The sequence below is a fragment of the Microbacterium sp. LWS13-1.2 genome (assembly GCF_040144835.1).
GTDB lineage: Bacteria > Actinomycetota > Actinomycetes > Actinomycetales > Microbacteriaceae > Microbacterium.
On sequence record NZ_CP151632.1, the window covers coordinates 3769384 to 3788696 of the forward strand.

General features: G+C 67.9%; 21 protein-coding genes, 1 tRNA gene and 1 pseudogene. 16 read left to right on the top strand and 7 right to left on the bottom strand.

The window, feature by feature from the left end:
• Positions 1-672: 672 nt before the first annotated feature.
• Both MRBLWS13_RS17370 and MRBLWS13_RS17375 read left to right on the top strand, forming a co-directional pair.
• Complete coding sequence (locus tag MRBLWS13_RS17370) at positions 673-1806, top strand: DUF262 domain-containing protein (RefSeq protein WP_349426572.1); 1134 nt, start codon at positions 673-675, stop codon at positions 1804-1806.
• Complete coding sequence (locus MRBLWS13_RS17375) at positions 1796-2485, top strand: MAE_28990/MAE_18760 family HEPN-like nuclease (protein WP_349426573.1); 690 nt, start codon at positions 1796-1798, stop codon at positions 2483-2485. Before MRBLWS13_RS17370 ends, MRBLWS13_RS17375 begins: the two co-directional genes overlap by 11 nt.
• Before the next feature lie 237 nt (positions 2486-2722).
• Here MRBLWS13_RS17375 and MRBLWS13_RS17380 read toward each other — a convergent pair whose 3' ends face one another.
• Positions 2723-3184, bottom strand: a complete 462-nt coding sequence (locus MRBLWS13_RS17380; RefSeq protein WP_349426574.1) for a hypothetical protein — start codon at positions 3182-3184, stop codon at positions 2723-2725.
• Between the two features lie 422 nt (positions 3185-3606).
• Here MRBLWS13_RS17380 and MRBLWS13_RS17385 point away from each other — a divergent pair, with 422 nt between their 5' ends.
• Positions 3607-4782 (top strand): tyrosine-type recombinase/integrase, encoded by a 1176-nt coding sequence (locus MRBLWS13_RS17385; RefSeq protein WP_349426575.1) that lies wholly within the window; start codon positions 3607-3609, stop codon positions 4780-4782.
• A 52-nt stretch (positions 4783-4834) separates the two neighbouring features.
• Here the strand turns inward: MRBLWS13_RS17385 and MRBLWS13_RS17390 are convergent.
• A tRNA-Met gene (locus MRBLWS13_RS17390) sits at positions 4835-4910 on the bottom strand.
• 188 nt (positions 4911-5098) lie between these two features.
• Here MRBLWS13_RS17390 and MRBLWS13_RS17395 point away from each other — a divergent pair.
• The 5 genes from MRBLWS13_RS17395 (at position 5099) to MRBLWS13_RS17415 (ending at position 8441) form a co-directional block, all read left to right on the top strand.
• On the top strand, positions 5099-5923 hold the full coding sequence (locus MRBLWS13_RS17395) for a DUF4397 domain-containing protein (RefSeq protein WP_349426576.1): 825 nt from the start codon (positions 5099-5101) through the stop codon (positions 5921-5923).
• An 11-nt stretch (positions 5924-5934) separates the two neighbouring features.
• Positions 5935-6570 (top strand): class F sortase, encoded by a 636-nt coding sequence (locus MRBLWS13_RS17400; RefSeq protein ID WP_349426577.1) that lies wholly within the window; start codon positions 5935-5937, stop codon positions 6568-6570.
• 37 nt (positions 6571-6607) lie between these two features.
• Positions 6608-7159 (top strand): sigma-70 family RNA polymerase sigma factor, encoded by a 552-nt coding sequence (locus MRBLWS13_RS17405; RefSeq protein WP_349426578.1) that lies wholly within the window; start codon positions 6608-6610, stop codon positions 7157-7159.
• The gene (locus MRBLWS13_RS17410; RefSeq protein ID WP_349426579.1) at positions 7146-7922 is read left to right on the top strand and encodes an anti-sigma factor; all 777 of its coding nucleotides are present in this window, start codon (positions 7146-7148) and stop codon (positions 7920-7922) included. The genes MRBLWS13_RS17405 and MRBLWS13_RS17410 overlap by 14 nt, the downstream gene beginning before the upstream one ends.
• A gap of 156 nt (positions 7923-8078) precedes the next feature.
• A complete protein-coding gene (locus tag MRBLWS13_RS17415) occupies positions 8079-8441 on the top strand; it encodes a hypothetical protein (protein WP_349426580.1) in 363 nt (120 codons plus the stop codon).
• On the opposite strand, the gene MRBLWS13_RS17420 is transcribed toward MRBLWS13_RS17415, so the two are convergent.
• On the bottom strand, positions 8422-8955 hold the full coding sequence (locus MRBLWS13_RS17420; protein ID WP_349426582.1) for a hypothetical protein: 534 nt from the start codon (positions 8953-8955) through the stop codon (positions 8422-8424). The genes MRBLWS13_RS17415 and MRBLWS13_RS17420 overlap by 20 nt on opposite strands.
• Entirely contained in the window at positions 8952-9359 is a 408-nt protein-coding gene (locus MRBLWS13_RS17425) for a DUF4383 domain-containing protein (protein WP_349426583.1), read from the bottom strand. Before MRBLWS13_RS17425 ends, MRBLWS13_RS17420 begins: the two co-directional genes overlap by 4 nt.
• A gap of 251 nt (positions 9360-9610) precedes the next feature.
• Here MRBLWS13_RS17425 and MRBLWS13_RS17430 point away from each other — a divergent pair, with 251 nt between their 5' ends.
• The 4 genes and pseudogenes from MRBLWS13_RS17430 to MRBLWS13_RS17445 all read left to right on the top strand — a co-directional run.
• Positions 9611-10054, top strand: a complete 444-nt coding sequence (locus tag MRBLWS13_RS17430) for an EAL domain-containing protein (protein WP_349429091.1) — start codon at positions 9611-9613, stop codon at positions 10052-10054.
• A 199-nt stretch (positions 10055-10253) separates the two neighbouring features.
• On the top strand, positions 10254-11042 hold the full coding sequence (locus MRBLWS13_RS17435; protein ID WP_349426584.1) for an alcohol dehydrogenase catalytic domain-containing protein: 789 nt from the start codon (positions 10254-10256) through the stop codon (positions 11040-11042).
• 12 nt (positions 11043-11054) lie between these two features.
• Positions 11055-11243, top strand: a complete 189-nt coding sequence (locus MRBLWS13_RS17440) for a hypothetical protein (protein ID WP_349426585.1) — start codon at positions 11055-11057, stop codon at positions 11241-11243.
• Between the two features lie 22 nt (positions 11244-11265).
• Positions 11266-11712 (top strand): annotated as a pseudogene (locus tag MRBLWS13_RS17445) (aldo/keto reductase); the annotation flags it as partial.
• A gap of 47 nt (positions 11713-11759) precedes the next feature.
• On the opposite strand, the gene MRBLWS13_RS17450 reads toward MRBLWS13_RS17445, so the two are convergent.
• Positions 11760-13385: a hypothetical protein gene (locus tag MRBLWS13_RS17450; RefSeq protein WP_349426586.1), complete on the bottom strand. Its 1626-nt coding sequence runs from the start codon at positions 13383-13385 to the stop codon at positions 11760-11762.
• 123 nt (positions 13386-13508) lie between these two features.
• The gene (locus MRBLWS13_RS17455) at positions 13509-14000 is read right to left on the bottom strand and encodes a heme-degrading domain-containing protein (protein ID WP_349426587.1); all 492 of its coding nucleotides are present in this window, start codon (positions 13998-14000) and stop codon (positions 13509-13511) included.
• A 339-nt stretch (positions 14001-14339) separates the two neighbouring features.
• Here MRBLWS13_RS17455 and MRBLWS13_RS17460 point away from each other — a divergent pair, with 339 nt between their 5' ends.
• Both MRBLWS13_RS17460 and MRBLWS13_RS17465 read left to right on the top strand, forming a co-directional pair.
• Complete coding sequence (locus MRBLWS13_RS17460; protein ID WP_349426588.1) at positions 14340-14948, top strand: DUF222 domain-containing protein; 609 nt, start codon at positions 14340-14342, stop codon at positions 14946-14948.
• Positions 14932-15753, top strand: coding sequence for a DUF222 domain-containing protein (locus MRBLWS13_RS17465; RefSeq protein WP_349426589.1), 822 nt, complete (start codon positions 14932-14934; stop codon positions 15751-15753). Before MRBLWS13_RS17460 ends, MRBLWS13_RS17465 begins: the two co-directional genes overlap by 17 nt.
• Positions 15754-16116: 363 nt before the next feature.
• Here MRBLWS13_RS17465 and MRBLWS13_RS17470 read toward each other — a convergent pair whose 3' ends face one another.
• Positions 16117-17139 (bottom strand): YafY family protein, encoded by a 1023-nt coding sequence (locus MRBLWS13_RS17470; protein ID WP_349426590.1) that lies wholly within the window; start codon positions 17137-17139, stop codon positions 16117-16119.
• A gap of 61 nt (positions 17140-17200) precedes the next feature.
• On the opposite strand from MRBLWS13_RS17470, the gene MRBLWS13_RS17475 reads away from it, so the two are divergent.
• On the top strand, positions 17201-18319 hold the full coding sequence (locus MRBLWS13_RS17475) for an ATP-binding cassette domain-containing protein (protein ID WP_349426591.1): 1119 nt from the start codon (positions 17201-17203) through the stop codon (positions 18317-18319).
• Entirely contained in the window at positions 18316-19110 is a 795-nt protein-coding gene (locus MRBLWS13_RS17480) for an ABC transporter permease (RefSeq protein ID WP_349426592.1), read from the top strand. The genes MRBLWS13_RS17475 and MRBLWS13_RS17480 overlap by 4 nt, the downstream gene beginning before the upstream one ends.
• Positions 19111-19313 lie beyond the last annotated feature (203 nt).

A 19313-nucleotide genomic window follows, 5' to 3' on the forward strand; every position in this document is an offset into this window, starting at 1 on the left:
GCAAGCAAAGAGACCGCTCCCCATCCGGCGCTTGTAGCCGAGGAGCGCCGAGCGGTCGGATCCATCGGGGGCAGTGCCGACGAACGATACTTCCGTTGCCGCGACTGCGGACATCGGTGGCTGTATGAGTCTGGAAACCTCGGCTACGGCTGGGTGGCATAGGGGCGTTCGTGCGGCGCTTCGTCCAAGCTCGATCTGGCGGGGAATATATTCGTGCGATCGGGAAGTCGTTCGACGAGCCTGCTCGGCGCCGAGAATCAGCGGCGAGGGTTCGTCCGCGTGAACGTGCCCAATACATGGCCCTCGATCGTCTGGCGCGGGGTGTCGACGCTTGGGATCGGCGAGTGACCACCGGAATCGACCAATCACGCCCCACCGCCGATCACTCCCGTGACCTCTCGCGACCACTTCCGGCCGTGCTGAACTGATCGGCTTTGAAACCCGCCATCCCCAAACGAGCACTGCGCGAGAGATGCGCGTCCCGGACGAGGTGACAAGCTCGCGATTGGCGGCCCAGTGCGCGCAACCGATCGACCGCGCGGCAGCGTCGGACCACGGGCCGTTGACCGCGTCCTACTATGCGTTGAGCCATACGACGCACTCACGTTCTAGCGGTTGGTGGAGCTCGCGAACGCACCGCTAGGGTCGAAGCACCGACCGAAAGGCCACGACATGGCGACCACTCCCGACGACATCCTCATTGACGATGCCGAGGAGAGTGGCGAGTCTGAACAGTCGGAGCCGCTCGCCATTGAGCCCAGCGAGCGAAAGCTGGTCACCCAGCCGTATGACCTCGGCGTGCGGTCAATCCGCGAGGATATTCGCGGCGGCCGAATCAGCCTGAACATCGCGTATCAGCGCAAGTATGTCTGGGACAGCGGTAAGGCATCGCGCCTGATCGAGTCGTTGCTGCTCAACGTCCCGATTCCCGTCTGTTACTTCGCCGAGGATGACGACGGTGTCTACGAGGTCATCGACGGGCTCCAGCGCCTGACGACCATCCGCAAGTTCCTCGACAACGAGTTTGCACTAACCGGGGCGTCTGTACTCTCAGAACTCAACGGTATGAAGTTCGACGATCTCGAGCCTCGTGATCAACGAAGGCTCGAGGGACGGACGATCCGCTGCATCGTCATCACTGCCGATAGCCACCCTGACATCAAGTTCGATGTATTCGAGCGCCTCAACACCGGAGCTGCGAGCCTCACAGCGCAGGAGCTTCGCAATTCTGTGTACCGGGGGCCGTTCAATGACTCGCTCAAGGACCTGGCCAAGAAGACGTACTTCACTGATCTCCTCGGAAGCTTCACTAACCGCCGGATGGGGCACGAGGAGCTGCTGCTCCGCTACTTCGCTCTCGTGGAGGGCATCTCGACCTACAAGCCACCGCTCCGACAGCTCCTTAACGAGAAGATGCGAACGCATCGCAAGTCACCGCTTACCCCGGAAGACGAAGAACAGTTCAAGACTGTTTGCACGACCGTGAGCGATGTCTTCGGCGATCGGCCCTTCACTACCCCCGGGTCGCAGAATCCTGTCAACAAGGCGCTCTTTGATGCAGTGATGGTCACAGTGACGTTCTGTGATCTTCATGAGCTGCAATTGAAGAAGGACGCAGCCCGAGACGCACTCGCGGATCTGAGCAAGGACGAGAGCTTCCAGATCTCCATCGGAAGAGCTACTGCAGACCGGTCGCGCGTGCTGTACCGCGTAACGGCTTTTGCCTCCCGTCTGCAGAAGCTTGGGATCGCGACGCAACTACCAGCAGACCTCATCGACGAAGGCCTCCAGCGCAGTGGCGCTTGAATCATTCGAGGACGGCACAACAGAAGTCAAGCTCCTTCAGCGCCTCGCTACCGAGGCTGAGGGTGGTGAGATCGACGAAACCAACGCGTTGTGTCGCGCCGCTGTCGTCCTCCTAGTGAGTCACTTCGAAGCGTTTCTGAAGACAATCGCCGAGGAGTTCGTGGATACAGTCGGCGTCGGTCAAGCGACCTCTGGGCAACTGCCGGTCGGGCTCCGCATGGCACACACATTGCCCCAGCTTGAGTCCATCGTCACCTCACGTGACGAGACCCAGCGTGCCAGCTTGCTGAAGAAGCTGGGGACCATATCCCAGCTATGGAACGACGACGCAAAGCCTCCGAAGGGGACGCTTCAAGCGACGACTCTCGCGCGGGTCGTGACGAGCGCAAAGACAGAGATCATCAACGATCTGTTCTTGCGCATGGGCAACAGGGGTCTTGTTTGTGACGGCGATCTCGACGTTCCTGCCGACAATGGCGAGGTCCGGATCGTTAGCATCGACTTTGGCTTGCGTGACGTAGTGCTATGCCGCAACGACATCGCTCACGGGAAGTCAGAACGTAAGCCCACCCCCGCCGACGTCACGCGGTACATGCAGTTTCTGTTGGCGCTCGCCACTCGGCTCCAGCGAAAAGCGACGAACCTAGGCGCCCAGGTGAGCGCCGGCACCGGTCCGTAGTGAACGGGCAGCCGCCCCGAAAGAACGGGGCCGCGAGCCTGGCAAGCCCCTTTAAGGGTCACCGTCGCGTGGGGCGCTGATAGCGAGCAAGCCAAGTGCTCCGCCTGACAGACCCCGTGCTGGCAGCACGTACGGCCGTCGCTCGGCGGGTCGTGCGCGGAAGTGACCCGTCGAGGTTCGCGGTTCGTGAGTGCGATCACCGGTCGGTGATCGAGCCTGCGCGCGAGTCGGCTCGACTCATGGACGGCGAGAGAGTTCGTCCGCGTAGTCTGTGTGGCCCAGATGGTCAGCGACACCGATCATGAAGCGCCGCGGGTCAGGGTCCTGATTCTTCGTGAAGGCCTCAGAACGTAAGAACATCGAGACGACGTACTCGAGATCGAAGTCGACGAGCTTGCCCATCTTCTCGGACTCGAACTCGTCATACAGCACCTTGCTGGCGCCGTCGTCGTAGTCCGCTGCCCCGGTCAGCCAGTACCCGGCCGCCAGGCGGACGGTTACTGGATCCCGTGCCTGCGACTCGCCGCGCTGGATCAGAAGCGCGCCGCGAAGTGCGAATGCGGGGCCATACTCTTGCGCGATGAGCGCATCGAGTTCGGGGAGGTGCTGTGGCAGGTAGCGACCTTGTCCGATCAGCTCGGCGAGGCGTCGGTACTCCGGAGACCGCGTATCCTCAGTGCGCTCGCGCTTAAGCCACATGGAGCATGTATACCAAGTCGGCTCCACGCATGACAGCGAACGACCGTCGACGAATAGTTTGCTGGTCGAGCCTGAAGACCGTGCGATCGAGCGGGTCACTCGCCCGTTCGCGAAGGATCACCCGGCGTCGGCGCGAAAGCCGGTCCTTGCATGTGCGTGCCTCGGCGGGGACGCGTTCCCGTAGCAGGCTCTGGTTCCAATCCTTAGTCCCGGACGGGACGTCGCCCGTACAGCCCGCTCGGTGATCGGCGCGATCAGCGCCCCGTCAATCGAACGCGGCAATCGTCCCCGTCTCGGCATCGCGTCAATGTCATTCCAGAGGATTCGGCGCGAGGGTCCGCCGCTCGGCCCCATGCGCACGGATATGTTGAATGACAGAATGGATCTGCAAGTAGTGGGGAAGATCTGATCTGAGGTGCGGAATGGGAAGCATCGAGCCTTACGACACCGCGTCCGGCCGTCGCTACCGCGTGCGCTATCGGCGCCCCGATCACCGGCAGGCGGCGAAGCGCGGGTTCCGCACTAAGCGCGAGGCCGAGCGCTACCTGATATCGGTCGAGTCGCAGATGCTGACGGGGGACTTCATCGACCCCGCGAGCTCTCGCGTGACGGTCGGCGAGCTCGCGCCCGACTGGCTCGACGTCAAGCGGATGAAGCTGAAGCCTTCGAGCTACAAGCTGCTCGACGATGCCTGGCGCGTTTATGTGCAGCCTCGGTGGGGCTCAGTGCAGCTGGGGGCGATCGCGCACTCCGACGTGCAGAAATGGATCACTGAAGTGAGCGCGGGGACAGCCCGCACCGTCCGCCGCTATCACGCCAGGACGGCCGAACAGGGCAACCGACCGAAGAGCGCAACCGTCGTGATTCGTGCCTACGGCGTTCTTGCAGCAGTGCTCGACGTGGCAGTGAAGGACCGGCGCATCCCGCGTAATCCGGCTCGCGGTGTCGACCTGCCACGGAAGGGCAAGAAGCGGCACGTGTACCTGAGCCATGAGGAGGTCGACTCTCTCGCCCGCGCCGCCGGCCCGGAACACGCGACCATCGTCTTCGTGGCCGGCTACACCGGGCTGCGCTGGGGCGAACTCTCCGCGCTCCGAGTCCGCGATCTCGACCTCGAGCGTCGCCGGCTATCGGTCAACGAGAACGCCGTGCGCGTCGGGTCGGAGCTGCACGTCGGGTCTCCGAAGACGCATGAATTGCGTTCAGTAGGGTTCCCAAGCTTTCTGGCCGAGCCCCTCGGTGAACTCGCCAGCGGCAAGGAACCGCGCGCCCTCCTCTTCGGTGACGGGGACGACCACATCCAACGCCCTCGATCGTCCGGTGCATCACGCTCGTGGTTCATGCGTGCACTCTCCGACGCTGGCCTGCCACGCATGACGGTGCACGACCTGCGACACACCGCGGCATCCCTCGCGATCGCGTCTGGCGCGAACGTGAAGGCGGTCCAGCGAATGCTCGGACACGCCTCGGCAGCGATGACGCTCGACGTATACGCCGACCTCTTTGACGACGATGTGGACGCCGTCTCGGCCGCCCTCGACCAGGCCCGCACGACCGCGCTTGTGTCCAAATCGCGTCCACAAGCCTCGGATGCCTAAGGCTGGAGGGTCGCGATCCATTGCAAAAACTGGGATCCCGACCGTTCGAAGGTGGACGCGACGGCGGGAGTCGAACCCGCAACGCTGCCGGGTATGAACCGGAGCCCGGGACCGCCCGGATCGCCGCGATGATCCCACGCTAGACGGTGTGCGCGTGGATCGCCTATGGGTTTCTGAGCGTTTCCGGCGATGACGAGATGTGACGACGGACGCCGCATCGCGAGAAAACTTCGCGCCACCTGCATCCGAAACCCTCCTCCTGCAGGAACAACTCTTCAACACGCGGCGACCGGCCGCTCGAAGAAGGAGGAAAACTGTGCGAAAGAAGGTTCTCGCGGGAATCGCCGCCGGCATTGTCGCCGCACTCAGCGTGGGCATCCCCGCAAACGCGGCCACGAACAGCAACGCCGTGCTCTCGGTACTGCACGGCATACCCGACACGCCTGTCGACGTCTACGTCAACGGCGCACTCACGCTCGACGACTTCCAGCCGGGTGACCTGGCTGGGCCGCTGGATCTGCCCGCGGGCGCCTACGAGGTCGCGCTGACGGCGACCGACGCCACCGATGCCAGTTCGCCCGTGCTCGGACCGGTGACGCTCACGCTCGAGTCCGGCAAGAACTACACGGCCGTCGCCCACCTCGACGAATCCGGTTCGCCGACGGTGACTCCGTTCGTCAACGACACGTCGCCCACGGCGGCGGGGGAGGGACGCCTCACTGTTCGGCACGTTGCGGCTGCACCTGCGGTGGACGTGCTCGCGGGCGGAACGGCCGTGATCGAAGGGCTCGCCAACCCCGATGAGGCATCCCTGAATCTGCCCGCCGGAACGATCGAGGCCTCCGTGGCGGCGGCCGGAACGACCGATCCCGTGCTCGGACCGGCGCCCGTCGACGTGCAGGAGGGCGTGCTCACCATCGCCTACGCATGGGGCAGCCTCGAGGACGAGAACCTCGCGCTCGCCGTGCAGACCGTCACGGGCCTGCATTCGGCGCCTGACGGCGTGAACTCGGGGACAGGTGGCCAGCTCGCGCAGCGCGACATGTTCCAGCAGTCGATGTGGGCGATCGGCGGTCTCGTCGTCGCGGCGGCGGTCGCGGCATCCGCTCTCGTCCTCGTACGCAGCCGGGCACAGCGCTGAAGTCCCGAGCCATGAGCAGGGCGGTCGCAGGAGTCGGAGCATCTCTTGCGATCGCCCTTGCGCTGACGGCGTGCGGCTCACCCCCAGGGGCCGCCCCGTCAGCGCCGGCACCATCTGCGACGGCGACGGCGACGGCACGCCCGACGCCCGCCGCCGAGGTGCCGATCGCGGCGGCCACCCCCACTCCGGCACGGCTGCCAGTGCCGCCGGTCAGGGTGGTCGCCGCCTCCATCGACGTCGACGTACCGGTGGTTCCGGTCGGCGTGGAGGCCGGGGGCTTCATGGAGCTGCCCGCCGACCCGGCGATCGGCGGGTGGTACCGCTTCGGATCCGACCCGGCGGCATCCGACGGCAATGTCGTGATCTCGGCCCACGTCGACTCGCCGCAGTACCCGATCGGCCCGTTCAGCCGGCTGCGGGACCTCCCCGTGGGGGAGATCGTGGAGGTGGCGGATGCCGCAGGCGATGTGCGCAGGTACCAGGTGCAGAGCGTCACGTACTACCCGAAGGCGGACCTGCCGGTCGACCAGCTGTTCGCCCGATCGGGCAGCCGAACCCTCGTGCTGATCACGTGCGGCGGGCAGTTCGACTCCCGCACCGGGCGGTACGCCGATAACGTGGTCGCAATCGCGACCCCGATCACGTGAGCCGGCGATGGCGCCGGACGACCAGAGGGGAACCATCGTGGACGACGAGGAAGAGCGCGAGCTGTGCGGCCGTTTCGCCGCCGGTGACGAGCGCGCCCTCGAGCAGATCTACCGACGATGGTCGCCGATCGTGTTCACCCTCGCGCTGCGGGTGCTCGGCGACAGAGGGGATGCGGAGGACGTGACCCAGAAGACGTTCGTCTCGGCGTGGACCTCGCGGGCGTCGTACGACCCGGCCAAGGGTCGGCTGTCGACGTGGCTGATCACGATCACCCGCCGCCGCATCGCCGACACCCTGGAGGCGCGCCGGCGCGTGCGCGAGCTGCAGGAGAAGCTGCAGCGGTTCGCCGTGACCGACGAGTCGATCTCGTCCGACATCGACCTCGGAGACCGGCTGCTGCTCGCCGACGAGATCGACCACCTCGAGCCCGACGCGCAGCGCGTAGTGCGACTCGCGTTCTACGACGACCTCACCCACCAGCAGATCGCGACGCGCCTGGACATGCCGCTGGGTACCGTGAAGAGTCACATCCGCCGAAGTCTCACCCGCTTGCGTGACCGATTGGAGGTGTCCCATGCCGCACCTTGACCCCGAGCGTTTCGCGCTGGTCGCCGTCGGAGAAGCGGTGACGGATGCCGAGCAAGAACACCTCGCGACGTGCGACGCCTGCGCCATCGAGCTCGCAGGTCTCGAGCACACCGTGGCAGTCGGCCGGTCCACCGTGAGTCTGGGTGAGCTCGAGACGCCGCCCGAGCGCGTCTGGGATCGCATCCTCGATGAGGTCAGATCGCAGCCCGCGGCGGCATCCGACGCGAGCACCGCGGCTAGCGCCGCCGCTCCCGCTCCTGCGGCCGCGCCCGCTCCCGCGGTCGCTCCGGTGCCGGTCGAGAACGAGCAGCCGGAGAGGCGCCGCACGCGACGAGGCGGACGGATGCTTCTCACTCTGGCGGCGAGCATCGCCGCCGTCCTGGCGATCGTCGGCGTATGGAACCTCGTCAGAGCGCCGCAGTCGGTCGAGATCGCGTCGGCGACGCTCGCCGCCTTCCCCGATCACCCCGGTGCCACCGGTACGGCGCAGGTGACCGAGCTCTCCGACGGAGAGCGCACGCTGACCGTGAGCCTCGACGACTCCGACGACGGCGACGGGTTCCGGGAGGTCTGGCTCATCACCGAGGACGCCTCAGCACTGGTGAGTCTCGGCGAGCTCGACGGGAGGAAGGGCACCTTCGTCGTCCCCGCTGACGTCGACCTGCGCGACTACATTCTCGTCGACGTCTCGCAGGAGCCGCTCGACGGCGATCCCACCCACTCCGGCGACTCGATCGTGCGCGGGCAGCTCGACTTCAGCTGACCGGCGGCGCTCTGTGTCGGCGCTCTGTGCCCGGGCGCGGTCACGTCTGAAACGAAGTCGTCGCCCCTGCATCCGTTTCGGCTGCTTCGATCGAATACCCCTACGGCACCCTCCGTTCGGACGGTGCCGGGACTCGCATCGAAGGAGATCGGAACCATGAAGAAGTCTCGCCTGGTCGTCGCGGCAGTCGCCGCGCTGGCTCGCGTATTCACGTCCACGCCCGCCCAGGCATACGGCGGCGCCGCCCCCGCGGGCACGATCGTGGATGTCGCCGTCACCGCATCCGGCGGTGGGACACCCGACGGTAACCCGTGGGACTACGGCGTTGAGCGACCCGCGGCTCGTGCCATGGGCGATCAACATCCCGGCGACGAACGGCGTGATCCACACGATCGACCGCGTCCTCATTCCCGCGTCCTAGCGGCCGACGGTCTCAGAGGTGCAGAACCTCACCCGATGATGACGGATGCCGCAGCCGGCGCGGCGGCTGCGGCATCCGTCAGTGTCCTTCGTGTGTGACCACAGGAAGGACGGTGCCGTCGGCGTCGAGGAGTGCGGCCCCCTGGCACACCCCGAGTGCGGGCACCACGACGAGCGTCACGACGGCGGCTGCGGCCCCCAAGGTCCACAGGCTCGTCCGCCGCGACGGACGCCGCGTTCCCCGCACGACACCGCAGGCGACGGCCACCCCCAGGAAGATGACCGTCATGATCGCGAGGACCCCGGCTCGCCCCGGCGCCGTGGCGAGGAGTGCCACGGCGACGGCGACCGGGGCCGCCGCGCCGGCCGCTGCCGCACGCGGCAACGGCGTTCGGCCGAGGGCGAGGCTCGCCGCACCCCATGCCAGGGCCGCGACGCCCTGGACCACGGCGAGCACGCCGAGAGCTCGCGACAGCCCGTCGGCCTGGACTCCCACCACGCCCGCGGCGCCGAGGGCGATGCCGACGAGGCCGAGGCCCCACGCGACGACCGGCACCCACGACGGGGCGCGGCTGACGCGCTCCGTCGTGGATGCCGCCGCCATCGTGGTCACGCCGTCTCGACCCGCGATGTCCGCTCGGCCGCCAGCCCGACGCCCAGCAGCACGATGGCGCTGCCGAGGTGCAGGAAGTGGTCGGGCGCGTTGAGCGCGAGGATGTTCGCCTGCGTGCCGACGAGGAAGAACCCGACGACGCCCAGCAGGAGGTACGCAGCGCCCACCGTGATGTTCACGATCTTGGCCGGGCGTGCTCCCGCGATTCCGGCGATCAGCAGCGCGGCTCCGATCAGCAGGTGCGCGATGTTGTGCAGCGGGTTGACCTCGAAGATGCCCAGGAGCAGTCCGCCCTCGGTGGCGATGAAGCTGACGCCTCCCGTGAAGGCGAAGCCGAGAAGGCCGACGAGGAGGTAGACGGCGCCGAAGACCGTGGCGACGATGCGGTTCGGTGACGATCCCATGAGAGACCTCTCTTTCTCAGCGCGGCCACCTGCCGGCTGTGAGAGTTCTTCGGTGTGGGTGGGAAATCGGATGGGATGCCGCTGTCCCGGCGATCGCTGGCGACATCGATCCCGCGACGATGATCGGTGTCGCAGAACGCAGCGGCGTGATCCATGCGCTCGGCCGAAGGATGCTCGACGAGTGCCTCGACGCGCTCGCCGGGTAGCGCGAGGCGGGCCGCGAGTGGGCGGTCGCCGTCAACGTCTCGCCGCTGCAGTTCGAGGACGAATCCTTCGCCCTTCATGTCGCCACCGAGTTCGAGCGACGCGGGTTCCCGCCTGGGTCGCTCGTTCTCGAGTTGACGCGGGACCTCGAGCCGGTCGATGAGCGCGCGCTGCGGCCACTGCGCATGCTCCGCGAGATCGGAGTGGAGATCTCCCTCGCCGGCTATGGCGCGAGCTCTTCCTCGCTGGACCGACTTCGGAGTGTGCCGCTCACCGAAGTGAAGCTTCCGGGGGATCTGGTGCGCGCGGCAGCGGGTCCCGCATTGGCTGTGCTGCGCGACAGGGTCGAGATCGCACACGCGCACGGGCTGCGAGTCGTCGCCGAAGGGATCGAGACTCTCACCCATCTCGTCATCGCGGTGCAGCTGGGCGGCGATCGTGCGCAGGGCTTTCTCATCCGGCACCCGGATTCGGAGATCGTGTTCCCGTAGACCGTCGCGAGCTCGAGCCCGACGAGTGAAGCAATAGGAATCGGATGGGATGCCGCGGGTCGGCGCAGCTCTCGGCTCAGGCGCTTCGTCTCGCTTCGTTCGCTCTAAGACCGGGACGCTGCATCCATGAGCGCTTCTCCACCGGCATACATCTTCGAGGCCAGCGCTGGCCTCGAGGGGAACTGGAGGAGGTATCGCCATGCGCGCACCGACAGAGGCATTCGCCTACCGTTACGCCGCTTACGGCGACGCCGACGTTCTCCAGCGCCATCGATACCCGCTGCCCGCTCCCGGACCGGGCGAGGTGCTGGTCGAGGTGATCTCGACGGCGATCAACCACATGGACTCCTTCCTGCGTAACGGCGAAGAGGACACCTGGTACGACGACCCGTGGCCGCGGGCATCCGGCAGCGACTTCGCGGGGATCGTCCGCCGCTGCGGTCCGGGCGTGACCACGATGGCGATCGGCGCCAACGTCGTCGGGCACACCAGGACCGGCGCCCGCGCGAGTCACATCGTCCTGCCGGCCGACCAGCTCGTGGCCAAGCACCGGGCCATCGAATGGGAGGTCGCCGGCGGTCTCTTCCTCGCCGGAGCCACCGCGTTGGAGACCCTCGACGACTTTCGGATCGGCGCCTCCGACACGGTGGTCATCTCCGCCGCAGCGGGCGGCGTCGGCAGCATCGAGGCGCAGGTCGCGAAATACCGCGGCGCCCGCGTGATCGGCACGTGCGGCGAGCGCAACCTCGATCAACTGCGGCAGCTGCATATCACGCCCGTGAAATACGGCGAGGGGATGGCGGAGCGGATCCAGCGGGTCGCGGGTGGACCGATCACCCCGTACATCGACAACTACGGCAAGGACGGGCGAGAGGTCGCGGAAGCCCTCGAGGTTGCTCCCGAGCGCTCTCGCTCCAGCGCTGACCGGCGGGAGGTCGAGCTGCGGCTGCTCCGAGACGACGCCGAGTCCGTCTCGCATGCGACGTAGGTGCTGCAACGCGTGGTGGACCTCGCCGGCGCAGGAGCGTTCCGCCTTCTCGTCTCGGGTCTGTACCCCATCGAGGACATCATGGATGCCTTCGAAGACCTGGCCAAGCTGCACGCGCTCGGGAAGATGGTCCTGGCCACCCATCCGGTCACGCGTACGCGCTCGCTGCGCGCCCGTGAGATCTTCGAACGGATGCCGTAGCCCGGGTTTACGGCCACAGAACGGGGTTGTCCAGTCCCTGCTTCGTGTCGGAATCTCGAACGCGAGCGTCGAAGAGATCCAGATCGCGATGGACGTCCTCGGGGAGGGCAACCTCGCCAGCGTGCAGAACGAGTTCTCGCCGAAGCATCCAGGCAGCATCCGCGAGCTGCGCTTCTGCGGAGAGAACGGCATCGCGTTCCTGCCGTGGAGCCCGCTCGGCGGCACCGGTGGGGGAGCGCGACGGGTCGGCGATCGGTTCTCGGCGTTCCGCGAGGTGGGCGAGGCGCACGGCGTCAGCCCGCAGCAGGCGGTGCTCGCGTGGGAACTGGCGCTGGACTCGCACGTCATTCCGATCCCGGGTGCGCGGCGCGCGGCATCCATCGTCGACTCGGCTCAGGCGGCGAACCTCGAGCTCAGCGCGGACGAGGTCACCCGGCTGTCGGAGTCGGTGGGGATCTTCGACGACTGAGTCGGCGACGGCACGTCACCGGGAGTCGAAGCGGGCGATCGGCCTGTTCACGCTTGCGTCGAAGGCGGGCGGCGGCGCAGTGGGCGCGAGGGCCGGGGTGGAGGAGGCGTCTGCGCGGAGCGTTCCGACTCGCTCCCTCCTGGCTCGCTCGACGGCCCGGGAGCTGGGGCGTTGCGTCTCGCTCGCTCCTCGCTCCGCGACCGAGGTGGTCGAAGTGGTCGAGGCGTTTCCTCCCGCTCGCGGGTGCCCGTCTCGGAAGCGACTGCGGATGCCGGGTCAGCGGCTGGGAGAGAAGCCAGCTGCGACGGAACGGTCGCGGCCGGCTGCTTCTTGATCAGCTCCGCCACGGCGATCGGGACGCTTCCGACCGCTGCGGTTACCAGCGCGGTGATCGCAACCGTCTGCGCTGATTCGACGCCCAGCGCGTAGGCCAGGACGGACGGGACGATGGCAGTGAGAACCGCGGCCATCGCCAGGGCGAGGAACCTGTTGAACTGGGTGAACAGCCAGAAGCCGAACAGTACGGCCAGCGACATTCCGAGGGGAATCAGCGCCGTGCCGAGCAGCATCCAGCCGCTCCACAGGGCGAGGCGTTCCGGTGGCCATTCCGAGAACGCGAGACCACCCAACCACTGCAGGATCAGGAGCGGGACGCAGACCAGAGCACCGCCCAGCGCGAGAAAGAAGACCAGCTGCACGACCAGGGTCCGGACGCTCGAGATGTAGAGCGGTCGTATCTCGACCGTCGGTAGGAAGACCGCTCCCGCGTGGCGCTTCAGCGCAGCGTACGCATCCGTCCCACGCATCTCTTCAGTCGCCTCGTCCATCCGTGCGCGGGCCTCATCGGAGATCAACAGCTCTTCGCTCTGTGTGATGAACTGCTCGTCAGGGTCGAGCACCGTGACGTGTCGGAGCATCACGGTCATCTGCGCAAAGGACAGCCCCGACACCATCAAGCCGCCGACCAGTGTCGCCTGCAGGAGGATCAACGGGTCGCCGCGGACGAGTGCATCGGACAGGAGCAGGAACGACAACGAGAAGTACAGCAGCACCGGCACCACCAGCATGTCGCTGAGGGTGCGCCTCTTGAGGCTGATGATGCCGACCAGTCCGGACTTCATGGCTGTGGCGAATGTCGTCTCGCCTACTGACGCGTTGCGAATCTGCTCCCACGCGCCGGCCCACCCCTCGTCGCCGTACTTGGCGACATACTGCCGCTTCAGGGCATCGTGGAACATGATCTCGTCGGTGGTGCCGATGGAGCGCATCAGCGCTTCCCCCTCGGCGTCGAACGTGAACTTCAGTCCACCGATGCACCGCAACAGGAACTTGAACTGCGAAAGCGGCATGAGCTCGAGGTCCCTGAAGGCCGGCCGGCCGCTCAGCCTCTGCAGAACGCTCGGCCGCCGTAGCACGGGCAGCGAGAGCGCGCGCAGGACCTCGATCAGCACGACCGTCGCGACGACGATGATCGCTTCGAGCCAGAACGGCTTGCCGACACGCCAGGCCGTCGTCACAGCGATGCTCAAGCCGAACTCGCTGGCGAAGATCCAGAAGACGCGGGGCCACGGGGCGAGGAACAGCAGATAGACGATGCCCGCGGCATACGTTGTGACGTTGAGAGCCGTCCACGGATCGTTCAGCCGGATATCCGGGGGAGTCGCTGACGTCACAGCATCCCCCTCCGTGCCGCGCGTTCCGGCGGTCCACGACTCGGGCAGATACCGCCGAATAGGCGAATGATATGGCGCAATCCGACGGGTTACCAGGGGTGCGCGTGGGAACGCGGTGTGCCGCTACGAGTCGGAACGCGAGATGTCGGCGAGCCACGCGCGCAGGTGCTCGATGACGAACGCGTGGTCGTCGGCCTGCGGGAGGCCTGAGACGCCGACCGACCCGACGACCCCGACGCCCTCGATCGTGATCGGGAACACGCCGCCGTGCGCCGCGTACAGGGTCGTGTCGAGGCGCGCATCGGTGTCGAAGCTCTTGCCCGCGGCCGCGAAAGCCAGACCGACGCCGAACGACGACCTGCCGTATCGTCGGGCGACACGCGTCTTGCGCTCCAGCCACCCGTCGTTGTCGGCGCTCGAGCCGGGCAGCGCGGTATGGAACACCCGCGCCTCGCCGAGCGTGATGCCGATCACGATCGGCAGCCCCGCCGCAGCGGCCGCGTCGCGCATGCGCGAACCGAGGGTCCAGGCATCCGTCAGATCGAAGCGAGGGAGTACCACCTCGGCCTCCTCTGCTTCCACGCGGGCGAGCTGGGCGGCGATGTCGTCGGTCATGGGACGAAGGTAGCGCGAGCACTCGCGGCACGGGCGCGGGCCGGCGTTCGCGCTCAGATCCGACGAGCTGCGCGCCCTTGTGCAGGGACGGGTGCTGCAGGTTCCTGCGCGCGCTGCGTCGCGCGACGCAGCGTTCGCAGGACAGTGCAGCGCTCGAACGGAACACCCAGCATGCGGTGGTCGAGCGGAGGGTCTCGGGCGATCGCGCATGGCGGCTCGCGCCGCGATTCCTCCCCAGGTGGGGGTTTCGTCGGCAGAATCGAAGTTCTCCACAGAAATGGCGTTGATCGGGTATTTTGGTGTGGTTCCGATGTCGGAACCCCTCGTCAGATTGGGGATATGAACTTCCCGCTCGCCGACCTCAGAGGCGTCGTCGATCTGCTCGGCGACACCCTCGGTCCGGCGGTCGGTGGCGAGGCGCAACGAGTCATGTCGCACCGTGAGCTGGTCGATGCGTTGGCTGTCGTCGAACGCCTGGGGCGGATCACGGATGCTGCGCGCCTCGCGCTCGCCGGCGAGGTGGGGCGTCGCGCCGACTCGGAGTTCGGAGACGATGCCATCACGGCGCAGTTCGGGTGCTGGTCGGCCCAGGAACTCGTGGAGCGGACGACGCTGGTCTCGAGCTCGACGGCGCGGGCACGGCTGCGGGATGCGAAGGCGATCACCGGCCGGGTGACGCTGACCGGGCAGACGCGCCCGGCACCCCTCGAGCATGTGCGTGCGGCGCTCGCGGCGGGGCGGCTCAGCGCCGATGCGCTGACCACGATCGTCGACGCACTGCGACCGCTGCAGGGGCGGTGCTCGGTCGACGAGCTCGAGGCTGCCGAGTTCGAGCTCGTGGGGGCGGCCGTGGGCGATGCGGAGGCGCCGGCGTGCGGCATCCACGAATTGAAGGTCATGGCGACCACGTGGGCGTTGTTCCTCGACCCGGATGGCGCTCCCCGATGAGGAGTATTCGGAGCGGATGCGGGGGATTCGCGTCAGCCGACGGTCGCGTCGCGGACTGCGCCGGATCTACGGCGACGTCACGGAAGACGTCGCGGCGCAGTTCGACCGGCTCGTGGACGCGCACCTCAACCCGCGCGTGCAGGACCGTGGGCCGCGGTTCGTGGATGCTGAGGCTGTAGGCGCGCCGGACGACTGTGTGCCGGATCCGCGCACCATCGACCAGAAGCGCCACGATGCGTTCGCGTCCATCCTCTCTGCAGCAGCCGGAGCGGCCGAGACTCCCACGCTGGGTGGTGCCGCACCGACCCTGATCATCACGACGACCGAGGAAGACCTGGCCACGCCGAACGGTGTCGCGTTCCTCGAGAGCGCAGCCGGTCCGGTGCCGGTTCCGGCGTCGTTCGCCCGGCACGTCGGCTGCCACCGAACGATCCACCGCGTGACTCTTGCGACGAACGGCCCGATCAAGGCGCTCCGTGTCGAAGACCGCGTGTTCAACCACTGGCAGCGCAAGGCGATCGGAGCCCGCGACGGTGGCTGCGTCATCCCGGGCTGCACCGTATCCGCGGCGTGGTGCGAAGTGCATCATGTCGTCGACTGGGCGAAGGGCGGGCCGACCTCGGTCGACAACGGCGTGCTGCTGTGCTGGCATCACCACCGCGGCATCGAGACCAGCGGGTGGGAGATCCGCATGATCGACGGCATGCCGCGAGTGCGACCACCGGGCTGGGTCGACCCGCAACGACGATGGCGAGAGCCCAACCGGCTCCTGCTCAACGAATTGAGACGCGCGAGGTCCGCGTAGACCGTTCGGCCCGTTCGTGACCGCTGCCCTCATTCGCGCCGACTCCGATGCGGGGATGGATGCCGCGGCGCGAGTCGCCTGCTGTGTTGGGCTCAACGACCGAGGGTGTCGGCCCGCCGCCGGTCGTTGAGCGGAGGGCGCTCTGGCGCCCGAAGACGAAACGCCGTGACTTCCGCGCAACGCCACCTGTGTTGAGAGTCGCTCGCTGGCGCCCCTTGCTCAACGACCGAGGGCGTCGACCCGCCGCCGTTCGTTGAGCGGAGGGCGCTCTGGCGCCCGAAGACGAAACGCCGTGACTTCCGCGCAACGCCACCTGTGTTGCGACTCGGTCGCTCGCGCCCCCTTGCTCAACGACCTGCGAACTCAGGCGGGCAGCTGCCGCTCGCGCTCCTTCACGCGCTGCGGTGGGACCGGAGGTGCCGGCGCGTCCAGGGCGCGCAGCATCCGCTCGAGAGTCTCACGCAGCTCATCCCGCGCCGGCGAGGCGAGGTCGGTCGTGTACTCGACGCCGGCCGGGATCCACGAGAGCCCGTACATGGTCTCGCGGAAGTCGCCGCCCCCGACCGGCCACCGCGTGCGCTCGTCATCCTCGGCCGTCGCGCCCTGGCCCCACTGCCCGAAGTAGTCGCGCATCGCCTCGAACGGCAGCTGCATCACCGCGTCGGCTTCCACCGCCTGGCGCACCCACGACCGCGCCACGAAGATGAACTCCTCGATCTGCTCGGGCGTGAGCGGCTTCGGCTCGAACAGCACACGCGTGTGCTCGACGCCGGCCAGCCGGTCGACGCGGAAGGTGCGCCAATCCGCCTTCTCGAGGTCCCAGCAGAGCAGGTACCAGTGCCGGTCGGCCGGTGCGAGGGCGTGCGGCTCGACGCGACGGTGCGTGACCTCGCCGGATGCCGCCGTATAGGTGAAGCGCACGCGCTCATGGTCCCGGGTGGCGAGGGCGAGCTCGCCGAGCACCTCGCCCGAGACCGCCGCGCCGGCATTGAGACCCGCCGGCTGTACGGCCTCGGCCAGCGCGGTAACCCGGCGGCGCAGGGGAGCGGGCAGCACCTGCTCGAGCTTCGCGAGGGCGGTGATCGTCGTCTCGGGGCCGCTGACGAGCCGCTGGGATGCCGCCACCCGCAGACCGATCGCCATGGCCACGGCCTCTTCGTCAGTGAGCAGCAGCGGCGGCACCGCGCTGCCGGCTTCGAGGCGGTAGCCCCCGGCGGCGCCCGGCGACGACTCGATGCGATAGCCGAGGTCGCGCAGCCGTTCGACGTCGCGCCGCACGGTGCGCTCCGTCACGCCCAGGCGATCCGCCAGCTCTGATCCCGGCCAGTGCCGGTGCGTCTGCAGCAGGTTCAGCAGCGAGAGGGCTCGCGTCGTCGTATCGGACATGGCTCAAGATTGCCCTACATCGCGGACCGGAACTGTCCGCATTGGTTCCTAGCCTGTGGTCATGGCGAACGAATCGATCATCCACGCGCAGGGGCTCACCAAGCGCTTCACTGTGAAAGGCAAGACCGTCGAGGCCGTCACCGACCTCACGTTCGAGGTGGCGCGCGGCGAGCTCGTCGCGTTCCTCGGACCCAACGGCGCCGGCAAGTCGACGAGCCTGCGCATGCTCACGACCCTCATTCCCCCGACCGCCGGCACGGCGAAGGTCGTCGGCTTCGACATCCTGAAGCAGCCCGCCGACGTCCGCGCGCGCATCGGGTACGTCGGCCAGCTCACGAGCGGCAGCTTCTCGCAGCGCGCCCGCGACGAGCTGCTGAGCCAGGGCGCGTTCTACGGCATGTCGAAGGCCGCGGCGCGCACGCGGGCCGACGAGCTCATCGAGTCGCTGGACCTCGCCGGCTTCGCGACGCGGTCGGTGCAGCAGCTGTCGGGCGGGCAGAAGCGCCGGCTCGACATCGCGCTCGGACTGATGCACGCGCCGCCGCTCCTGTTCCTCGACGAGCCGTCGACGGGACTCGACCCGCAGAGCCGCGCCAACCTGTGGCAGCACATCATCGATCTGCGCGCACAGCACGGCACGACGGTCTTCCTCACCACGCACTACCTCGAAGAGGCCGACCGCTACGCCGAACGCGTCATGGTCATGGACCGCGGCCGCGTGATCGCGGATGACACCGCGATGCGGCTCAAGGCCGAGCTGGCGGGCGACGTGCTCACGTTCGGCTTCGCGACGCCGGCGGATGCCGCAGCCGCCGTCACCGTCGTGCAGGGACTGACCGACCGCGAGGTGCGCCGGACCGCGGGCGAGGCAGCCTCCGACGACGCCGCGCAGACGTTCGTGACCGTGACGGCGCCCGAGGGTGATGCGCTGCTGCCCGCGGCGGTGCGCGCGCTGGATGCTGCGGGTCTCGGGGTCCGCACCGCGAACGGCGTTCCGCCGACGCTCGACGACGTCTTCCTCGCGCTCACCGGCCGCACGCTGCGGGAGGCGGGCGAAGGCGAGGGTGAGGGTGAGGGCGAGCCCGACGACGCCGCGGCCGCGGAGAAGAGCGCCGACGCCGCGGACGCGGCATCCCGAACCACCGAACCGGCGACCGAGAAGACAGGAGCGAACCGATGACCGCCCAGACGCAGACCCGGCCCGACATCGCGGTGCGGGCGAACCCGGCGCGCGACACGTGGAACGTGCTCACGCGCGAACTGAAGCCCGTCGTGCGTGACCCGTTCACGCTGATCTTCAGCCTGGTGCAGCCGCTCGTGTTCCTCGGGCTCTTCGCGCCGCTCCTCGTCGGCTCGTCCGGCCAGCCCGTGGGGGAGACCCTGCAGTGGTTCGTGCCCGGCGTGCTCGTGATGATCGTGCTGTTCGGCACCGGGGCGACCGGCTCGAACCTGCAGTACGAGATGATGACGGGCTCGCATGAGCGCACCCTGGTCGCCCCTCTCGCGCGCTCGTCGCTGCTGGTCGGTCGCGCGCTGAAGGAGGTCGCGCCGATCGTCGTGCAGGCGCTCATCATCGTGCTCATCGCATGGCCGTTCGGCTTCACGATCAACGTGCCGGGACTGGTGATCGGCCTCGCCCTGCTCGCGGTGTTCGGCATCGGACTCGGGGCGCTGTCGTACACGCTGGCGCTGAAGACCAAGGACCGCGAGTGGCTGTTCTGGGGCGTGCAGCAGACCCTGATCTTCCCGCTGCTGATCCTGTCGGGCATGCTGCTGCCGCTCGACGACGCCCCCGCGTGGATGCGCGCGGTCGCCACCGTGAATCCGATCAACTGGGTCGTGCAGGCCGAACGGGCGCTGTTCGCCGGCGACCTCGGCGACATCACCGTCCTGTGGGGCTGGGTCGCGGCGGTCGTGCTGGCGGTGGTCGGCCTCGCCGTCGGCATCCGGGCGATGCGCAAGAGCAGCTAGGGCGGCGGGGACGGATGCCTCGGATCGACGTGTGCTGTCGGTCCGGGGCGTTTCGTTACTGCGTTTCGACTCGCAAGCTCGCTCAACGACCGGGTGAGGCCTGCGGTCGTTGAGCGAAGGGCGCTCTGGCGCCCGAAGACGAAACGCCTCGGATCGACGTGCGCTCTCGGCCCGGGGCGTTTCGACTGGCAAGCTCGCTCAAC